This window comes from Agrococcus jenensis (assembly GCF_003752465.1).
In the GTDB taxonomy this organism is placed as follows: Bacteria; Actinomycetota; Actinomycetes; order Actinomycetales; family Microbacteriaceae; genus Agrococcus; species Agrococcus jenensis.
In genome coordinates this window covers 736,249-752,723 of record NZ_RKHJ01000001.1, presented here as the reverse complement: position 1 = coordinate 752,723, position 16,475 = coordinate 736,249, and the positions used below count along the sequence as shown (strand labels likewise).

At 72.6% G+C, this 16,475-nt stretch carries 19 protein-coding genes; 9 read left to right on the top strand and 10 right to left on the bottom strand.

Features of this window, described 5'->3' with window-relative positions; translation table 11 throughout:
* Nucleotides 1–204 precede the first annotated feature (204 nt).
* The gene (locus EDD26_RS03700; RefSeq protein WP_123696469.1) at nucleotides 205–1,323 is read right to left on the bottom strand and encodes an ABC transporter permease; all 1,119 of its coding nucleotides are present in this window, start codon (nucleotides 1,321–1,323) and stop codon (nucleotides 205–207) included.
* The gene (locus EDD26_RS03695; RefSeq protein ID WP_123696468.1) at nucleotides 1,320–2,201 is read right to left on the bottom strand and encodes an ABC transporter ATP-binding protein; all 882 of its coding nucleotides are present in this window, start codon (nucleotides 2,199–2,201) and stop codon (nucleotides 1,320–1,322) included. Before EDD26_RS03695 ends, EDD26_RS03700 begins: the two co-directional genes overlap by 4 nt.
* 145 nt (nucleotides 2,202–2,346) lie before the next feature.
* Here EDD26_RS03695 and EDD26_RS03690 point away from each other — a divergent pair, with 145 nt between their 5' ends.
* Nucleotides 2,347–3,018 carry a hypothetical protein gene (locus EDD26_RS03690; protein WP_123696467.1) on the top strand — a complete coding sequence of 224 codons (672 nt, stop codon included), beginning with the start codon at nucleotides 2,347–2,349 and terminating at the stop codon, nucleotides 3,016–3,018.
* 19 nt (nucleotides 3,019–3,037) lie between these two features.
* On the opposite strand, the gene EDD26_RS03685 is transcribed toward EDD26_RS03690, so the two are convergent.
* The 5 genes from EDD26_RS03685 to EDD26_RS03665 all read right to left on the bottom strand — a co-directional run bounded on the left by EDD26_RS03685 (nucleotide 3,038) and on the right by EDD26_RS03665 (nucleotide 5,779).
* Nucleotides 3,038–3,598, bottom strand: coding sequence for a dihydrofolate reductase family protein (locus tag EDD26_RS03685; RefSeq protein ID WP_123696466.1), 561 nt, complete (start codon nucleotides 3,596–3,598; stop codon nucleotides 3,038–3,040).
* Nucleotides 3,595–4,176 carry a dihydrofolate reductase family protein gene (locus EDD26_RS03680; RefSeq protein WP_170165521.1) on the bottom strand — a complete coding sequence of 194 codons (582 nt, stop codon included), beginning with the start codon at nucleotides 4,174–4,176 and terminating at the stop codon, nucleotides 3,595–3,597. Before EDD26_RS03680 ends, EDD26_RS03685 begins: the two co-directional genes overlap by 4 nt.
* Nucleotides 4,173–4,637 (bottom strand): SRPBCC family protein, encoded by a 465-nt coding sequence (locus EDD26_RS03675; RefSeq protein ID WP_123696464.1) that lies wholly within the window; start codon nucleotides 4,635–4,637, stop codon nucleotides 4,173–4,175. Before EDD26_RS03675 ends, EDD26_RS03680 begins: the two co-directional genes overlap by 4 nt.
* Nucleotides 4,637–5,083, bottom strand: coding sequence for an ArsR/SmtB family transcription factor (locus tag EDD26_RS03670; RefSeq protein WP_123696463.1), 447 nt, complete (start codon nucleotides 5,081–5,083; stop codon nucleotides 4,637–4,639). The genes EDD26_RS03675 and EDD26_RS03670 overlap by 1 nt, the downstream gene beginning before the upstream one ends.
* A 72-nt stretch (nucleotides 5,084–5,155) precedes the next feature.
* Nucleotides 5,156–5,779, bottom strand: a complete 624-nt coding sequence (locus EDD26_RS03665; RefSeq protein WP_123696462.1) for a GNAT family N-acetyltransferase — start codon at nucleotides 5,777–5,779, stop codon at nucleotides 5,156–5,158.
* Between the two features lie 101 nt (nucleotides 5,780–5,880).
* Here EDD26_RS03665 and EDD26_RS03660 point away from each other — a divergent pair, with 101 nt between their 5' ends.
* Nucleotides 5,881–6,750 carry a DUF72 domain-containing protein gene (locus EDD26_RS03660; protein WP_123696461.1) on the top strand — a complete coding sequence of 290 codons (870 nt, stop codon included), beginning with the start codon at nucleotides 5,881–5,883 and terminating at the stop codon, nucleotides 6,748–6,750.
* Nucleotides 6,751–6,767: 17 nt separating this feature from the next.
* Here the strand turns inward: EDD26_RS03660 and EDD26_RS03655 are convergent, their stop codons facing one another.
* Nucleotides 6,768–7,151: a DUF2834 domain-containing protein gene (locus EDD26_RS03655; RefSeq protein ID WP_211333819.1), complete on the bottom strand. Its 384-nt coding sequence runs from the start codon at nucleotides 7,149–7,151 to the stop codon at nucleotides 6,768–6,770.
* Complete coding sequence (locus EDD26_RS03650) at nucleotides 7,144–7,833, bottom strand: response regulator (protein WP_245989736.1); 690 nt, start codon at nucleotides 7,831–7,833, stop codon at nucleotides 7,144–7,146. The genes EDD26_RS03655 and EDD26_RS03650 overlap by 8 nt, the downstream gene beginning before the upstream one ends.
* Before the next feature lie 148 nt (nucleotides 7,834–7,981).
* On the opposite strand from EDD26_RS03650, the gene EDD26_RS03645 reads away from it, so the two are divergent.
* Nucleotides 7,982–9,688 (top strand): cell wall-binding repeat-containing protein, encoded by a 1,707-nt coding sequence (locus EDD26_RS03645; protein WP_123696459.1) that lies wholly within the window; start codon nucleotides 7,982–7,984, stop codon nucleotides 9,686–9,688.
* 54 nt (nucleotides 9,689–9,742) lie between these two features.
* Here EDD26_RS03645 and EDD26_RS03640 read toward each other — a convergent pair whose 3' ends face one another.
* Complete coding sequence (locus EDD26_RS03640; RefSeq protein ID WP_170165520.1) at nucleotides 9,743–11,101, bottom strand: sensor histidine kinase; 1,359 nt, start codon at nucleotides 11,099–11,101, stop codon at nucleotides 9,743–9,745.
* 282 nt (nucleotides 11,102–11,383) lie between these two features.
* Between EDD26_RS03640 and EDD26_RS03635 the strand changes: the two genes are divergently transcribed.
* From EDD26_RS03635 to EDD26_RS03610, 6 genes are all read left to right on the top strand, one after another.
* Complete coding sequence (locus EDD26_RS03635) at nucleotides 11,384–12,166, top strand: hypothetical protein (RefSeq protein ID WP_123696457.1); 783 nt, start codon at nucleotides 11,384–11,386, stop codon at nucleotides 12,164–12,166.
* 60 nt (nucleotides 12,167–12,226) lie between these two features.
* Nucleotides 12,227–12,811, top strand: coding sequence for an RNA polymerase sigma factor (locus tag EDD26_RS03630; RefSeq protein WP_245989735.1), 585 nt, complete (start codon nucleotides 12,227–12,229; stop codon nucleotides 12,809–12,811).
* Nucleotides 12,808–13,659 (top strand): hypothetical protein, encoded by an 852-nt coding sequence (locus EDD26_RS03625; protein WP_123696455.1) that lies wholly within the window; start codon nucleotides 12,808–12,810, stop codon nucleotides 13,657–13,659. Before EDD26_RS03630 ends, EDD26_RS03625 begins: the two co-directional genes overlap by 4 nt.
* Nucleotides 13,659–14,441: a hypothetical protein gene (locus tag EDD26_RS14795; protein WP_123696454.1), complete on the top strand. Its 783-nt coding sequence runs from the start codon at nucleotides 13,659–13,661 to the stop codon at nucleotides 14,439–14,441. Before EDD26_RS03625 ends, EDD26_RS14795 begins: the two co-directional genes overlap by 1 nt.
* A 147-nt stretch (nucleotides 14,442–14,588) precedes the next feature.
* Nucleotides 14,589–14,924: a hypothetical protein gene (locus tag EDD26_RS03615; RefSeq protein WP_148058688.1), complete on the top strand. Its 336-nt coding sequence runs from the start codon at nucleotides 14,589–14,591 to the stop codon at nucleotides 14,922–14,924.
* Between the two features lie 109 nt (nucleotides 14,925–15,033).
* Complete coding sequence (locus EDD26_RS03610) at nucleotides 15,034–16,311, top strand: hypothetical protein (protein ID WP_148058687.1); 1,278 nt, start codon at nucleotides 15,034–15,036, stop codon at nucleotides 16,309–16,311.
* The last annotated feature ends 164 nt before the right edge of the window (nucleotides 16,312–16,475 follow it).

Genomic DNA, 16,475 nt, shown 5'->3' with positions numbered 1-16,475 from the left:
TCCGCCGAGCTCCGTTGGTTCATTACTTGACTAATGAACCACAGAACCTCCCGAGGTGCAAGGGCTCTTCGCTGCCCTTGCTCGCACGACGCAAGCCCCCAGCCAGGCTGCTGCGGCTGCCGACCCGGAGCGGGCGCGACAGCCGCAGATCGCCGGCCGAGGGCTTGCGTTGTGCGGAGGGGCGGGGAGACCGGCGGGAGCCCGTCAGGCCTTGAGGGCGTCCTTCCACTTGACCGCCGAGCCGGTCTTGAGCAGCGACCGCTCGTAGACCTTCGCCGCGAAGACGATCACGAGGATGGTCGAGACCACCAGGATCGCGAGCGAGAGGAACGGCTCCCACCACTCCATCGTGCCGAGGTAGACGCGCATCGGCTCCGCGACCGGCGACGAGAACGGCACGTACGACATGATCTGCAGCGCGAGCGGGTTGTTGTTGAAGATGATCACGAGGAAGTACGGGATCATGATCAGCATGATGAGCGGGCTCGTCGCGGAGCCCAGGTCCTCGGCGCGCGAGACGAGCGCCGCCGCCGCCGCGTAGAGCGCCGCCAGCATGATGAAGCCGACGGTGAAGAGCACCACGAACCACACGATCGGCATGCCGAGCCCGTCGAGCAGCAGCTGCGAGCCGGTGATCGCGCCGCCCAGCAGCACCACCGCGGCGATGAGCAGGATCTGCCCGAACGCCAGGATCGAGTTCCCGATCACCTTGCCGGCCAGGATGGCGCGGGCCGGCACCGTCGCGAGCATGATCTCGACGATGCGCGACGCCTTCTCCTCGACGACCGAGTTGGCGATCGTCTGGCCGAACGTCATCGCCGACATGAAGAAGACGAGGCCGAAGGCGAGGCCGATGAAGTAGGTCAGCATCGGGTCGGGCGCGTTCGGGTCGAGCAGCTCGAGGTCGGGCGTGATGCTGAGCAGCTGGAGCAGGCTCGAGGGCGCCTCGCGGTCGCCGATGACGACGAGCCCGGAGGGGCCCTCGCCCGCGACGACGCCGGCGTCGACCGAGCCGTCGCGCACGGCGTCGCGCACCGCATCCGCGCTGTCGGCGGGGACGACGGCGATGCCGTCGAGCTGCTCGAGCGTCGGCGCGAGCTCCGACGTGGTGGCGACGTCGGTGTCCTCGTCGAACAGCTGCGGACCGATCGACGAGAACAGCACCGCGCCGAAGACCAGCGCGAGCGTGATGATCGTCGAGATGATGAACGCCTTCGAGCGCAGCTGCGTCATGATCTCGCGCTGCGCGACGATCCCGACGGCCTGCGCGAAGCGCGTGCGCCCGCGGGTGTTCGCGCCCGGGGCGCGGGTGGTGGTGCTCATCGGATGACCTCCTGGAAGATCTCGGTCAGCGGTCGGATGGAGGGGGCGAAGCTGCGGACGGTGCCGCGCTCGATCGCCTCGCGCAGCACGCGGTCGGCGTCGTCGTCGGTGGGGGCGGTGAAGCGCACGTGGCCGCCGTCGAACTCGATGACCTCGATGCCGCGGATGCCGCGCACGAAGCCCGCGTCGTCGGTCTCGAGCACCCACTCGGGCCGCGCGTGTGCCGAGCGGATCTGCTCGCGCGTGCCCGCCGCTCGCACCTCGCCGCCGGCGAGGATGACGAGCGAGTCGCACAGGCGCTCGACGAGGTCGAGCTGGTGGCTCGAGAACAGCACCGGGGCGCCGCTGCGGGCGACGTCGCGGAGCACCTCGACGGTCGTCTCGACCGCCATCGGGTCGAGCCCCGAGAACGGCTCGTCGAGCACGAGCGCGGTGGGCTCGTGCACGAGCGCGGCGGCGATCTGCGCGCGCTGCTGGTTGCCGAGGCTGAGCGACTCGAGCTTGTCGTCGCGGCGCTCCCCGAGGCCCAGCTGCTCGAGCAGGTCTGCCGCGCGGGTCGACGCGTGGGCCGAGCTGAGGCCGTGCAGGCGGCCGAGGTACACGAGCTGCTCGTGGACCTTCATCTTCGGGTAGAGCCCGCGCTCCTCGGGCATGTAGCCGAACTGCGCGCGGTCATCGGCGGTGATCGGCCTGCCGTCGACGAGCACCTCGCCAGAGCTCGGCGTGAGCACGCCGAGGATGATGCGCATGGTCGTGGTCTTGCCGGCGCCGTTGGCGCCGACGAAGCCGGTCATCAGGCCGTTCTGCACGTCGAAGCTGACGTCGTTGAGCGCCCGGTGCCCGTTGAAGGAGCGGGAGATCGATCGGATGGAGAGCATGCTCCGACGCTACGTCGGCGGCATCGCGCCGACCTCCCCCTGACGGCTGGACTTGCGCCTCCGCCGTGCGGGGGAGCGGGGGCAGCGGCTCCGACGAGCGGCCCCCGGACTGGTGCGCGCGGCGTCGATCGGCCAGGCTGGCCGCATGGACTTCGCCGAGCCCGACGGCCCGCTGGACGACCCGCCCACCCTCGAGGCGGTGTCGGCCGAGTTCCCCGTGCGGCTCGCGACGCTGGTCGCCCAGCCGAGCATCCGCGAGACCGGCGTGAGCACGATCGCGTCGAGCAGCGACGGCGGGCCGTTCCAGCTCGACGCCGCCGCCATCTCCTACGCGATCCTCTGGAACCCCGACGACCTCGACGACCCGATCAACCACGTGCGGCTCTCGCCCGACCTCGAGGCGGCGCTCGCGGATCCGTCGCCCCGACTGCCCCCGACGGCCGTCGAGTGGATGCGCTGGATGCGCTTCCCCGCGGCGTACGAGGCGGTGCAGACGGTCGTGCCGCGCGACGACGAGTCGGTCGCCGACGTCCTCGCCCTGCACATGCGCAACGTGATCGGCAACACCTTCCGCGAGGAGCGCGACCCGACGCCGCACGAGCCCGACGCCTTCGTCGACGAGCCCTCCGCGCTCGACGCCGTCCCGAGCGCCATCCTCATCGACGGCGAGGAGGTCGCCTGCGTCGAGATCGGCGACGAGCACGTCGTCGGCCTCGGTGTCGGGCTGGGCGACGCGGTGGCCGCGGTCGTGTGGCCGAGGCACCTGCTCCCGCTCGTGCGCCTCGAGCTGACGCGGCGGCCGCGGCCGGGCGAGTGACTCGCGGTCCGCGGCGCGGCTAGCCCGCGACCGGCCGGTACCGCAGGTTCACCTCAGCGGTGGGGTCGTCGCCGTTCACGAGCGACAGCCGGATCGGCGTGCCGCCCGGCGCGTGGTGCAGTCGGATGCCGTCGCCGAGCAGGATCGGCGCGACGTGCAGGTCGATCTCGTCGATGAGTCCCCGCTCGAGCAGCTGGCTGCCGATCGAGGGCGAGAGCACCTCGAGGTTCTTGCCGGCGGCCGCCTCGAGCCCGATCCGCACCGCCTCTGCCACGTCGCAGTCGAGGAACGTCACGCCCTCCGTCGGCTGCGCGTCCTCCGGGTGGTGCGTCAGCACGAACAGCGGCCCCTGCCACGCGCCGCCGTAGGTCATCCTCGGGTCGGGGAACATGTCCCAGCCGACGCGACCGCCGAGCACGGCGCCGGTCGTCCCGACGTACTCGTCGATGAGCCCATCGCGGTTCGTCATGTCGGTCATCCAGTCCATGGCGTGCTCGGGCCCCGCGACGAAGCCGTCGAGCGACATCGTGAAGTGCCAGAGCACCTTGCCGCCGGCGGTCTGCGGCTCGGTGTCCCTCATCGCCCGCCTCCGTCGATCGCGTACTCCGTGACGACGTGCCCGGCCGGATGCGCGACCGACGACTCGAGCCGCAGCATCCGGAGCCCGAGCGACGCGGGCGTGAAGCGCAGTCCGTCGCCGATCAGCGCGGGCGTCGTGCGCAGCCGGAGCCGGTCGACGAGGCCTGCGTCGAGCAGCGCGTCGGCGAGCGACAGCGATCCCCAGACGATGATCGAGCCGAACCTGCCCTTGAGCGCCCGCACGGCATCCGCGGCCGTCGGGTCGGGACGCACGACCTCGATCTCGCCGTCGCCCCACGGTGCGCGCTCGAGCGTGGCCGAGAGCACGAGCTTCGGCAGTCGCGCGATCGGCTCGGCGACGCGCTCCACCGTCGGATCGGCGGTCGGCCAGTAGGCGGCGAACATCTCGTACGTGCGCCGGCCGAGCAGGATCGCGTCGACGCCCTCGAGCATCGTCAGCTGGCCCTCGTCCGAGATGTCGCCGTCCGGCGTCGTCGCCTCGACGAAGCGCATGCCGCCGTCGGGCTCGGCAGCGAAGCCGTCGACCGAGACGATCTGCTCGACGATGAGGCCGCTCACGAGGAGCGCTCGGTCGTCGAGGCGAGGGCGTCGTCGAGCTCCTCGAAGGCCTCGGTCCAGCCGTGGAAGACGCTCTGCTCGCTCACGCGGTCCTCGTCGACGCCCGACAGGTGGAAGGTCATCTCGCATCGGCCGCCATCGACCTCGGTGAGGTCGACCGTGATCTGCATGGCGTCGTCGACCGCGTCACCGGGGTCAGCCCACGAGAAGCGCAGCCGCTCGGGCTCCCGCACCTCCAGGTACTCGCCGCCGGTCGGGTACTCGCTGCCGTCGGGCGCGATCATCAGGTACTCGTAGCGGCCGCCGACCTGCGGATCGATCCGCACCGACTCGGGCGGCACGGCCACCTCGTGCGGGTGCCACCACTGCGCGGCGATCGCCGGGTCGGTCCATGCCCGCCAGACCGCTGCCCTGGGCGCGTCGAACGTGCGCGTGATCGTGAACTGCCTCGTTGCGGTCATCACTGCTCCTTCGGATCGCCGACGGATGCGTCGGCCTGGTCGGTCGTGCTGGTGTCGGATGGTCCGGCATCGGATGCCTCGTGATGGGCGTCACTCGCGCTGCCGGCGTCGCGCTCGCCGGCGACGAGCGCGGCGAGCGTCTCGTCGAGCCGGTCGAAGCGCGACTGCCACGCGGCGCGGTGCTCGGTGACCCACTGCTCCGCGTCGTCGAGCCCCTCGGGGCGCAGCGCGCAGCTGCGCCACTGCCCCTGTCGGGTGCGCTCGATGAGGCCGGCCTGCTCGAGCACGCCGAGGTGCTGCGACACCGCCGGCCGGCTCATCGCGAACGGCTCGGCGAGCTCCCCGACGGTCGCGGCACCGGCCGCGAGCCGCTCCAGCATCGCGCGCCGTGTCGGGTCGGCGAGCGCGAAGAAGATGCGGCTGAGCGGATCGGTCGCGATCGGCACTGCACACCTCCCTGCGTAAGCAACTGCTTACATGGTGCGCCCGCCGGTCTGCGGTGTCAACCCCCTGCAGTGTCAACCCCCTGCGGCATCGACCTCAGGTGGCTGCTCGCCCTCGAGCGGCAACCGCATGAGCCAGCGCTCCCTGCCGCCCGACTTCGACGATGTCTTGACCACGCGCTCGAAGCCGGCCGCCTCGAAGAGCGACGTCGTGCCGACGTAGGCCAGCGCGGTGCTGATCCGCTCGTCGCCGGATTCGATCGGATAGGCCTCGAGCATCGGGGCGCGGCGGCTGCGCGCGAACTCGACCGCGCCCGCGAGCAGCGCGTGCCCCAGGCCTTGGCGACGGAACCCGGGACGGACGACGAGGCACACGATGCTCCACACCGGCACGTCGTCCACTGCAGGGATCGTGCGCGAGCGCGTGAGCCGATGATGGCTCGAGCGGGGGCTCACCGAGCACCACCCGGCCGGCTCGCCGCCGACGTAGGCGATGACGCCCGGCGGCGTGCCCTCCTCGGCGTAGCGGCGCAGTCGCGCCGGTCGGTCCGCACCGGCGAGGGCGTTGAACTCGGCGCCCGGCACGCGATAGCTCAGGCACCAGCAGGCCGGCGCATCGGGGTTGCGCGGTGCCAGGATCGCCGCCAGGTCGTCGAAGCGGTCGGCCGTGGCCGGGTGCACGGCGATGTCGAGCTCCATGGCCCGACGGTAGTGCGAGCCACCGACATCCGCAGGTGGCGATGCGACCCCGGATCGCCGGCGCTGAGCGGGCTCTCGGCAGCCGGTGCGAGGGTGGGCGCATGGAGGAGGAGCGCCGCGAGACCGCGCCGGCCGCCCGCGCGCGCGTCGGGATCTCCGGCTGGCGCTACGCCGAGTGGCGCGGCGACTTCTACCCGCGCGGGCTGCCGCAGTGCCGCGAGCTCGAGCACGTCGGCGAGCGGATGTCGTCGCTCGAGCTCAACGGCTCGTTCTACTCGCTGCAGCGCCCGGCCAGCTACGAGCGCTGGCGCGACGCGGTGCCCGACGACTTCGTCTTCGCGGTGAAGGGATCGCGCTACATCACCCACATGCTGCGGCTGCGGGGCGTCGAGGTCGCGATGGCGAACTTCTTCGCCTCGGGCGTGCTCGCGCTCGGCGCCAAGCTCGGGCCGTTCCTCTGGCAGCTGCCCGAGCGCGAGGAGTTCGACGCCGAGGGGCTCGACCGCTTCCTCGCCGGCCTGCCGCGATCGACGGGCGAGGCGCTCGAGCTCGCGCGTCGCCACGACGACCGGATGCGGGGACGCACGTGGCTCGAGGAGGGGCCGGACGTGCCGATGCGGCACGCGCTCGAGCCGCGGGCGCGCTCCTTCGAGGACCCGGCCGCGGCCGAGCTGCTGCGGCACCACAGGGTCGCGCTCACCGTCGCCGACACGGCCGACCGCTGGCCGGCGTTCGGCGAGGTCACCGCCGACTTCGCCTACGTGCGCCTGCACGGCTCGCGCGAGCTGTACGCGAGCGGCTACACGCCCGACGAGCTCGATGCGTGGGCGGAGCGCATCCGCGGCTGGACGAGCGGCGTCGCCACGCCCGACGGCTCGCCGCGCGACGTCTACGTCTACTTCGACAACGACATCCACGGGCACGCGCCGCACGACGCCATGGCGCTGGCGCAGCGCGTCGAGCCGACCTGATCGGCGGTGCGACCGGGTCAGCGCTCTGGCGACGCGCGACGGTGCAGCGCGACCGCGCGCATCCCGAGGAAGAGCGGGAAGGCGAAGGCGATCGCGATGACCGCACCCAGCACGACGAGCACCCACACCCACCGCGCCCATCCGAGCCGAGCGCCCTCCACGATCATGAAGATCGAGGCCGCGACGGCGACGACGAGCAGGTCGATCGATGCTGACGCGCTCGCGGCGTTCGCGAACCATCCCTCGAGGTAGCCGAGCCCGCCCGGGTCGGCGAAGAACGCGATGTTGTACCACCACGTGCCGACGAGGCCGGCCGCCGAGAGCGCGAACCACGCGACCGCCACCGCGGGGATGCGCCGCGTGCGCGGCTGCGGCGCACGCGCACGGACCGGCTCAGCCACGGGGCGCGACCACACCGTGCTCGTACGCCCAGATGACGGCGTGGATGCGGTCGCGGATGCCGAGCTTGAGCAGCACGTTCGACACGTGCGTCTTCACGGTCGCCTCGCCGACGAACAGCTCGCGCGCGATCTCGGCGTTCGAGCGCCCGCGCGCGAGCAGCAGCAGCGTCTCGCGCTCGCGATCGGTGAGGTCGACGAGCACCGGGCTCGGGGGAGCGGCGAGCATCTCGCCCGTCGTCACCGCGGCATCCGTCGAGCCCGTCGCGCCGGCGAAGCGCTCGATGACGCGACGGGTCACCTCCGGCGAGAGCAGCGCGTCGCCGCGCGCGAGCGCGTGCACGGCGTCGATGAGCTGCTCGGGCTCGGCCGTCTTGAGGAGGAAGCCGGAGGCGCCGGCCGAGAGCGCGTCGAACAGGAAGTCGTCGCGATCGAAGGTCGTCAGCATGAGCACCGCGGCGTGGCCGTCCGCGGCGCAGATCGCCCGGGTCGCCTCGAGCCCATCCATCACGGGCATCTGCACGTCCATGCAGATCACGTCGGGCTGCAGCTCGGCGGCGAGGCGCACGCCTTCGGCGCCGTCCTTCGCCTGGCCGACCACGTCGAACCCGGGCTCGCTCGAGAGGATCGTCTCGAAGCCGGCGCGCACGAGCGCCTGGTCGTCCACCAGCAGGATGCGCGTCACGCGCCCCACGCTACCGGCGCGGCGACCGCGGGTCAGGCGCCGCGTACCCCGACCGATCCCTCGACGCCTGCCGAGTGCGCACATATGCTGAAAGCAACTTCCTCATGCGTGAACGCCCGAAGCTTGCGCCCGAACGAACGGCCCGCCGATGCGCCTTCGCCCTCGTCTTGTCGCTGCCGCGGCCCTCACCGCGCTCGTCGCCGGTCTGCTGACGGTCACCCCGCCCGCAGGCACCGGTGGCAGCGCCACGGCCGCGGTGGCGGCCGACTTCGAAGCCGGCTACCTCGTCTCCGACGAGCAGTTCTACGACGGTGGCGCGATGACGGCCGCGCAGGTGCAGGCGTTCATCGACGCCAAGCACGCGGGCTGCACGGCCGGGTACACGTGCCTCGACACCTACCGCCAGAAGACCCCGTCGATTCCCGCGGACGCCTACTGCGGGGCGATGACGGGGAGGGCGGACGAGTCGGCCGCGAGCATCATCGCGCGCGTCGGCCAGGCCTGCGACATCTCGCAGCGATTCCTGCTGGTGCTGCTGCAGAAGGAGCAGACGCTCATCACCCACCCGTCGCCGAGCGCGTCCCGCTACGAGAAGGCGACCGGTTTCGGCTGCCCCGACACCGCGCCGTGCGATGCCAGCGTCGCCGGATTCTTCTACCAGGTCTACTACGGCGCCCGGCAGTTCCAGCGCTACGCGGCGCACCCCGAGCGCTACAACCACCGCGCCGGCGTCGTGAACCAGATCCGCTACGACACGGAGGTGGCGTGCGGCTCGAGCCCGGTGCTCATCCGCAACCTCGCCACGGCGGGGCTCTACAACTACACGCCCTACCAGCCCAACGCGGCGGCGCTCGCGAACCTCTACGGCACGGGCGACTCGTGCTCCGCCTACGGCAACCGCAACACCTGGCGTATCTGGACCGACTGGTTCGGCGACCCGACCGAGCCGCTGCCGAGCGCGCAGCGCATCGCCGGCGCCGACCGGTATGCGACGTCGGTCGAGATCTCGCGCCGCACGTTCCCGACGGGTGCGCCGGTGGTCTACCTCGCGAGCGGCGAGAACTTCCCGGACGGCCTCGCTGCGGGGCCGGCGGCCGCGCACGCCGGCGGACCGGTGCTGCTGACGCCGCGAGGCTCGGCCATGCCGGCCGTGCTGGCCGAGATCCAGCGCCTGAACCCGGCGGAGGTCGTCATCGTCGGCGGCGCGCCCTCGGTGTCGGTAGCGGTCGAGGATGCGGTGCGTGCGCTCGCGCCCGCCCGAGCGGTGCTGCGGCTGGGCGGCACCGACCGCTTCCACACGAGCAGGCTGGTCGCCGAGCACGCCTTCGACTCGGCGGATGCGGCGTTCGTCGCGACGGGGCTGACGTTCCCGGATGCGTTGGCCGCAGGCCCCGCTGCGGCGTTCCGCGGCGGGCCGGTGCTGCTGGTCGACGGCGGCAGCGGCTCGCTCGATGCGGCCACGCGCGCGACGCTGCAGGGGCTCGGCGTCGACTGGGCGGGGATCGTCGGCGACGGCACCTCGGTCTCGACGGGGGTCGCGAACGGGCTCTCGGCTGCCGTGCCGAGCGTGGTCCGCTACGCCGGGGCCGACCGCTTCGCGACCGCGGCGCAGCTCGCCGACGTCTTCGACGAGGTGCGCACCGTCTACATCGCGAGCGGCACGGACTTCCCCGACGCGCTGGCCGGCGCGGCCGCGGCGGGGGCCGAGGGCGCGCCGATGCTGCTCGCCCGACGCGAGTGCCTGCCGGCCGTGAGCCGCAGCACGCTCCTCGGCTCTGGCGCCGACGAGGTGCTGATCCTGGGCGGCCTGCCCACGCTCAGCGAGGCGACCGCCGCGTACACCCGCTGCCCCTGACCTCCGGCTCTTGAGCGTCCGCGTCCGAGTGGCCCTGCACTCGGACGCAGACCCTCAACGGGCGGATGCGTCGGCGCTCGTGGGCGCGTCGGCGGGTGCGGCGCTGGCGGGGGCCTCGACGCCGGCGGTGGCCGCCGGCTCGCCAGCGGAGGCTGATGCCTCGTCGGCGAACCCCAGCGTCGCCTCGTCGGCCCGTGCCGGGCCGGGGCTCGGCACGCGCGCCCGCACGAGCCATCCGCCGCGGGATCGCGGCCCTACCTCGAGCGATCCGCCGAGCGCGGCGACGCGCTCGCGCATGCCCATGAGGCCAGCGCCGGCGCCGTGCGTCCCGGCGGCGCCGCCGCGGCCGTCGTCGGTCACCTCGACCTCGATCTCGTCATCGAGGTAGCGCAGCCGCACGTCGACCCGCGCCACCGGACCGGCGTGCTTGCGCGAGTTCGTGAGCGCCTCCTGCACGATGCGGTAGACCGTGAGGCCGACCATCGACGTCACGGGCCGCGGGGTGCCGATCGACTGCAGCTCGATCCGCTGCCCGCTCTCGCGCGCCGACTCGATGAGCGCGGGCAGCGCAGCCAGCTCGGGGGCCGCCGACGTGCCGTCGTCCTCAGAGCGCAGCGTCACCACGAGCGAGCGCAGCTCGCCGATCGCGTCGCGCGCCGACTGCTCGACGTGCCGCAGCGCATCCGCCGCCTTCACCGGGTCGCGGTCGAGCACTCGCCGGGCGGCACCTGCCTGCACGCCCATCGCCGAGACGTGGTGCGCCACGACGTCGTGCAGCTCGCGCGCGATGCGGAGCCGCTCGAGCGAGACCGCCTGCTCGGCGAGCCGATCCTGCTGCGCCTGGATCTCGGCGTGAGCGGCGTCGAGCGCCTCGCGCTCCACGGCGCTGCGCCACGCCCTGTCGCCGAAGACCCAGCCGGCGCCGAAGTAGGCGGCGTTGATGACGATCTGGATGACCAGGAAGGCGAAGAACGCCGACACCCCGCGCTCGCCCGTCTCGGGGTCGAAGAAGCCGCGGACTGCCGACGAGGCGAGCCAGACCGCCATCGCGATGACGATGACCAGCCGCGACCAGAACGCCCTGCGGCGGTCGGCATCCCATGCGCCGATCGAGTAGAAGCCCATGAAGAGGCTCACCTGCGAGGCGTAGAGCTCGAGCACCGCCGCCTCGCCGGCCACGATGTAGATGACGATCTGCGCGATCGACACCGGCAGCGGATGCACGCGGCGCAGCACGAGCGGCGCCGGCAGCAGGACCGCGGCGAGCAGCGGCGCCCAGATCGGCACGTCGGCGAACTGCAGGCCGGTCATGGCGCTGAGCGCCACCATGACGCAGCCGATGAGCGCGAGCGCCACGGCCAGCACCAGGTCGGCGCGCAGCGAGCTCGCGTCGGGGGCGCGGCGGACGGACATGGCGTCCAGCGTAGGCGCGCCGATGCGTCGGCCGCCTCCGCCGCCCGGCGGGCGCCCCGCCGTGGTCGCCTCCGCCTCGCGGGGGAGCGGCGCCCGAAGCATGTGCGGCGGAGCGGCAGGGCGAGCGGACTATCCACTCGACGCCCCGCTCCGCTGCACATCTTCCGGTCTTCGCGCTGGGATCGGCACCGTGACCGAACCGTGACTCCCACGACGGGCCGAGCAGGAGCATCCTGGACGCATCTGGACCGACGGGGGAGTCGCGACCAGAAGGAGCAGGCCATGATGATCGCCACCCGGCCGTCCGCTCGCGCGGTCGGCGCCGCAGCCGCGCTCGCGGCGGCCGTGCTGCTCGTCGGCTGCGGCCCCGACGTGCCGACGGCCCCGTCCGAGACGGCGGCCACGCCGTCGCCCGCGGTGGAGACCGCCAGGCCGACGCCCGTCGAGCCGACCCCCACCGGATCCGTCACGCCGGCGCCGACCATCACCCCGGCACCGACGAGCACCCCGATGCCCACCGAGATGGCGAGCTCGACGTTCGAGACGCAGAACGGCACGATGCGCCTGCAGCTGCCGGAGGGCTGGACTGTGCTCGACAACAGCCGCCTGACGATGGACTTCGACGGCGACCCGTGGTGGGAGAACACTGTCGGCTTCACGTCGCCCTCCGGCACCGACATCACGTACTACGACGGCTTCGGTGACTCGGCCGGCTACCTGAACGCCGACTTCGGCATCGTCGAGGAGCGCGCGATGGACATCGCAGGCACCAAGGCCATGTCGTGGTGGGTGCACGCGGCCGACCGCTGGTTCGTGCACGCAGGGGTCGCGCGGCCCTCCCAGGAGGGGCTGGAGCCGATCCCGTCGTTCGGGCTGCCGGATGTCGAGCGCACCCACACCTGCACGGTGCTGCTGCTCGGCGACGACCAGGCGGCGGTCGGCTCGCGGGCCGAGGCCGAGCAGCTGCTCAGCAGCGCGCCGGTGCTCGAGGCGCTCGACGTCATGGCGACGCTCGAGCTCACCGGCGTCGACCCGTCGACGATGCCGGCCGGGGTGGAACCGTAGCGCCTGCAACTGATCGCGTCGTGCGTGTAACCAGGGACCGCATCCCGGACAATCCTGGATGTGGACCTCGCGCAGACCGACGAGCAGCTGTGGCGTGCCGTCGTGCGCGGGGACGGGGTCGCCTTCGCCGCGATCTTCGACCGCCACGGAGACCGCGTGTGGCGACACGCATGGAGGCTGATGCAGCACCGACAGGACACCGAGGACGTCACGGCCGCCGTGTTCGCGGAGGCGTGGCGCAAGCGCTCGCGCGTGCGCATCGTCGACGACTCGGTGCTGCCGTGGCTGCTCGCCACAGCGACGAACTGCGCGCGCAACGCCCGCCGCAGCATCCGCCGCAACGAGCGGCTGATCGCGCACATCCCGCTCGGCCCGGATTCGCCTGACACCGCCGACGTCGCGGGCGACCGCTTCGCGCGGGTCGACGCGTCGAGCGCGGTCGGCGCGGCCCTGCGGGAGCTGTCGGAGACGGATGCGCGGCTCGTGTCGCTCGTGCTGCTCGAGGAGATCCCGCTCGCCGACGCGGCCAAGGCGATCGGCGTGAGCTACGGCGCGGCCAAGACGCGCATCCACCGGGCGAAGCAGCGGCTGCGCGGCCACCTGCAGGCGGCCGGCGCCGGCGACCTCGAGGAGGTGTCGGCATGAACGATCGGCAGCAGCAGGGCATGAGCCCCGACTTCCGGGCGCGGATGCGCCAGGGCCTGTCGACGATGGCGGTGCGCGAGCGCGTGCGGGAGCGGCGCCGCAACCGGGCGATCGCCGGCGGCGCGGTCGCCGCGGTCGCCGCCGCGGTCGTCGGGGTCGGCGTCTGGCAGTTCGCCGGCGCGCTCGACCCTCGCATCGACGAGGCCGCACCGGCGCCGACGACCACGATGGAGCCGAGCGCCGAGCCGACCGTCGAGCCGACGGCGACGGCGACCGCGCCGCCCGAGCCGGAGCCGACGGAGACCGCACCCGTACCGCCGCCGGGCTTCGAGGGCGTGGCGGCCGGCGCGCCGATCGTCACCGACTTCGTGGACTGCCGCAACGGATGCGGTGACACCGGCGCCGCAGGCGGACCGACGCTCGAGCGGTATTACGACGTCTACGTGCTGTGCGAGGGATCCGGCTCGGTGCTGTTCGGCGGTGCCGAGTGGATCGACTGCGCGGACCACGAGCCGGGCACCGGTTGGGCGCTCGTCGACCGAGCCGATGTCGTCGGCGATGGAGATCCGCAGTTCACGGCGTCACCCGACTTCGACGGGCAGCTGCAGGTCGTGGATCCGGGCGAGGTGCCGCTCGGCTCGGTCGAGGGCGCGACGGCGACCGTCTACTACGCCTGCGGACCGACGGTCACGATCGGCGGCGTCACCTTCGACTGCAACGCCGATCCGGGCATCATTCCCCAGCTCGCTGCCTGGGGGGTCCCCATCGGGGACGGTTCGTTCGCGCCTCGGATGGAGTCCGGCGAAGGGGTCGCGCGGTCCGACATGCGATGGGTGATGGAGCGATGATGCGCCGCGCATCGGGATGGGCCGCAGGACCGCTCGCGGTCGCGGTGCTGCTCGGGCTCGTGGCGTGCGGGCCGGCCGGGGGGCTCGCTCCGGCGCCCGTGCCGGAGCCCTCCAGCCCCAGCCCGACCACGGCGACCTCGCCTGCGACGACGTCGGAGCCCGCTACGCCTGCCCCGACCGAGACGCCGACGCCGACGCCGACGCAGACGCCGACGCCGACGCCCACACCGCAGGCGGCGCGCACGCCGCCCACGACGCCGCCGCTGCCCGTCCTCTCGCCTGCAGGCACGCCGGTACCCGTCGTCGGCGCCGAGCTCGCCGAGGGCGAGCGCTACGACTACCTCATCCCGTGCGCGCCGGCCGTCCCCATGTGGTTCGACGCGGGCGACGGTCGGTTCTCGCATGACTCGACGGACCGCATGATCCCGTGCGACCAAGGGCTCGCCGCTGCCATCTCGGTGAGCGTCGGCCGCGAGATGTCGCTCCTGACAGCGTTCGAGCAGGACATCGGCGCGCCGACCGCCTTCCGCGTCGTCACCGGGGCGGGCTTCGACGAAGCCACCGCGGCGGAGGTGGCCGCGCAGACCGGTGCGCAGATGGTCGACATCGAGCTGGCGTGCGCCGGCGGCGACGGCGAGCTGATCGAGGTGGGCGATCGCTACGCCTATTGCACCGAGCCTTGGGGCTCCGCCGTCATCCCGGACGTCGCCGTGAGCGATGCGCTCACGCAGGTGGGCGTCGGATTCGGGTACTCGCGCGAGCTCTTCTTCCGGGCGTCGTGATCCGCTCGCGTCCCACCGCGTGATCCAGAAGAAAGTTGAGCGGATGTCACACGCGCGTCGTACAGTGGTCCGAAGTCGTGCAGAGTTGCCTGATCGGCAACTCTGTGTTTCAGCAATGCCCCACGAGGAGAGATCGCGACTATGTCCTTGACCGAGCAACCGAGGGTGGTGCCGGAGTCGAGCGTCTGGGCCGGGTGGCACCACGCCGACGCTGCCGCGTGGGCCGACGCCCTGCTCGCCTTCGAGCGGCACCGCTTCACATCGAAGCCGAAGCACATGCTGCTGCACGCGCTGTGGCACGACTGGCACGAGCGCGGCGCGCTGCCGGAGCTGCGCCGGTGGGAGCAGCTCGCCCGTCGATTCGAGGCGCAGGGCGTGTCCGCCGATGCGTTCGAGCGGATGCATCGCGACGCCGGCGCGATGCCGTGGTCGCCAGAGGTCGAGCGCAACTGCCCCGAGCTGGCACCGCAGCCGGGAGCCTGAGCCGCTCCGCCGTTCGTGATGCAATCGTGACCCGATCGGCGTGACCGCCGCCTGACGCTGGACATGTCAGAGCGTGCGGGGATGAGCCTCGCGAGAGAGGAACCCCGCCGTGCGCCCTTCCCCGAGCCGAGTGCTCGCCACCACCGCGATCGTCACGCTGACCGCCATGCTGGGCGCTTGCGCGCAGGCCCAGCCCGGGTCGACCTCGGCGCCCGATCGACCGCGATCGACGCCGACCGCCAGCGCGACGCCGACCGCCAGCGCGACTCCGACCGCCAGCCCGACTCCGACGCCGACGACCTCCGCCGGCGCGACCGGCGCACCGGGCACCGCGACACCGCCCGAGCGCGATGCCGTCGAGCTCGTCCCGTTCGAGACGCAGAACGGCACGATGCGCATGCAGATCCCGGCGGACTGGACCGTCGAAGACAGCAGCCGTGTCGCCCTCGGCTACGACGGCCTGCAGCGGTGGGACAACATCGTGGCGGTCACCGGTCCCGATGGCGGCCACTTCTGGTTCGACGACGGTATGCCCGATGACGTGGGCGCGGCGGCGCTCGAGGAGCACGTCGTCGAGCGCATCGACATCGGCTCAGGCCTCGCGGCTGCTGCCTGGTGGGAGCGGTACGAGAGCGACATCTACGTCGCCAGCGTCGCCGTGATCGACGGCGAGGCGCCGCTCTCCGACTCGTTCCGCGTCGGTGGGTCCACGAGACTGCACTTCCTGAAGTTCGAGCACCCGGACGCGGAGGAGCAGTTCTCGAGCCGCGACGCGGTCGAGGCCTACCTGGGGAGCGACGAGGTCGCGCTCGCACTCGACATCATGGCGACCGTCGAGATCTCGGGCGACGACACCGCGGTCCCGGCCGGCATCGGCGTCGAGCACGAGGGCACGACGTACCTCCCGTACACGACGCAGAACGGCACCTCGACCTTCCTGGTCCCGCTCGAGTGGCGCATCGACGACAGCAGCCGCGTGGGCTTCGGCCACGGCGGGGTGCCCGTGTGGGAGAACTGGGTTCAGCTGTTCCGGCCGAACGGCGGCAGCGCGGTCCTGTACGTCGACTACGTGCTGTTCAACGGGGAGGAGCCGGAGTGGCCCTGGACCGCCGGTGAGGTGCGGCCGACGACGGATGGTCTGCACGCCGTCTCGTACATGCTGGGCGACACTGGCGACTACAACGCCGGGCTGGTGGGGGTCAACCTCACCGACCAGGGGGATGCGTCACGGCCGACGGGCACCGTGTGCGCCGAGACCATCTGCCGCGTGTTCAGCAGCACGCAGCTGAGCGATGGCGACGCCTTCTTCGGCGGAGCGACCGAGGAGCAGCTGCTCACCGTCATCGCGTCGCTCGAGCGGCACCACGACGACGCCCGCATGCCCTGAGGCAGGTGCAGCACGAGGGCCGGGCGGAGCACCGCCCGGCCCTCGCTGTTCCTGCCGGCCGAGGAGCACGCCGCAGGCGCGCGTCTCGAGACCACCCCGGGCTCGCTGAGAAGCGTGACCGAACCGTGACCTCCCGCCAGTGACCCGCCCCCGCATCCGGACAT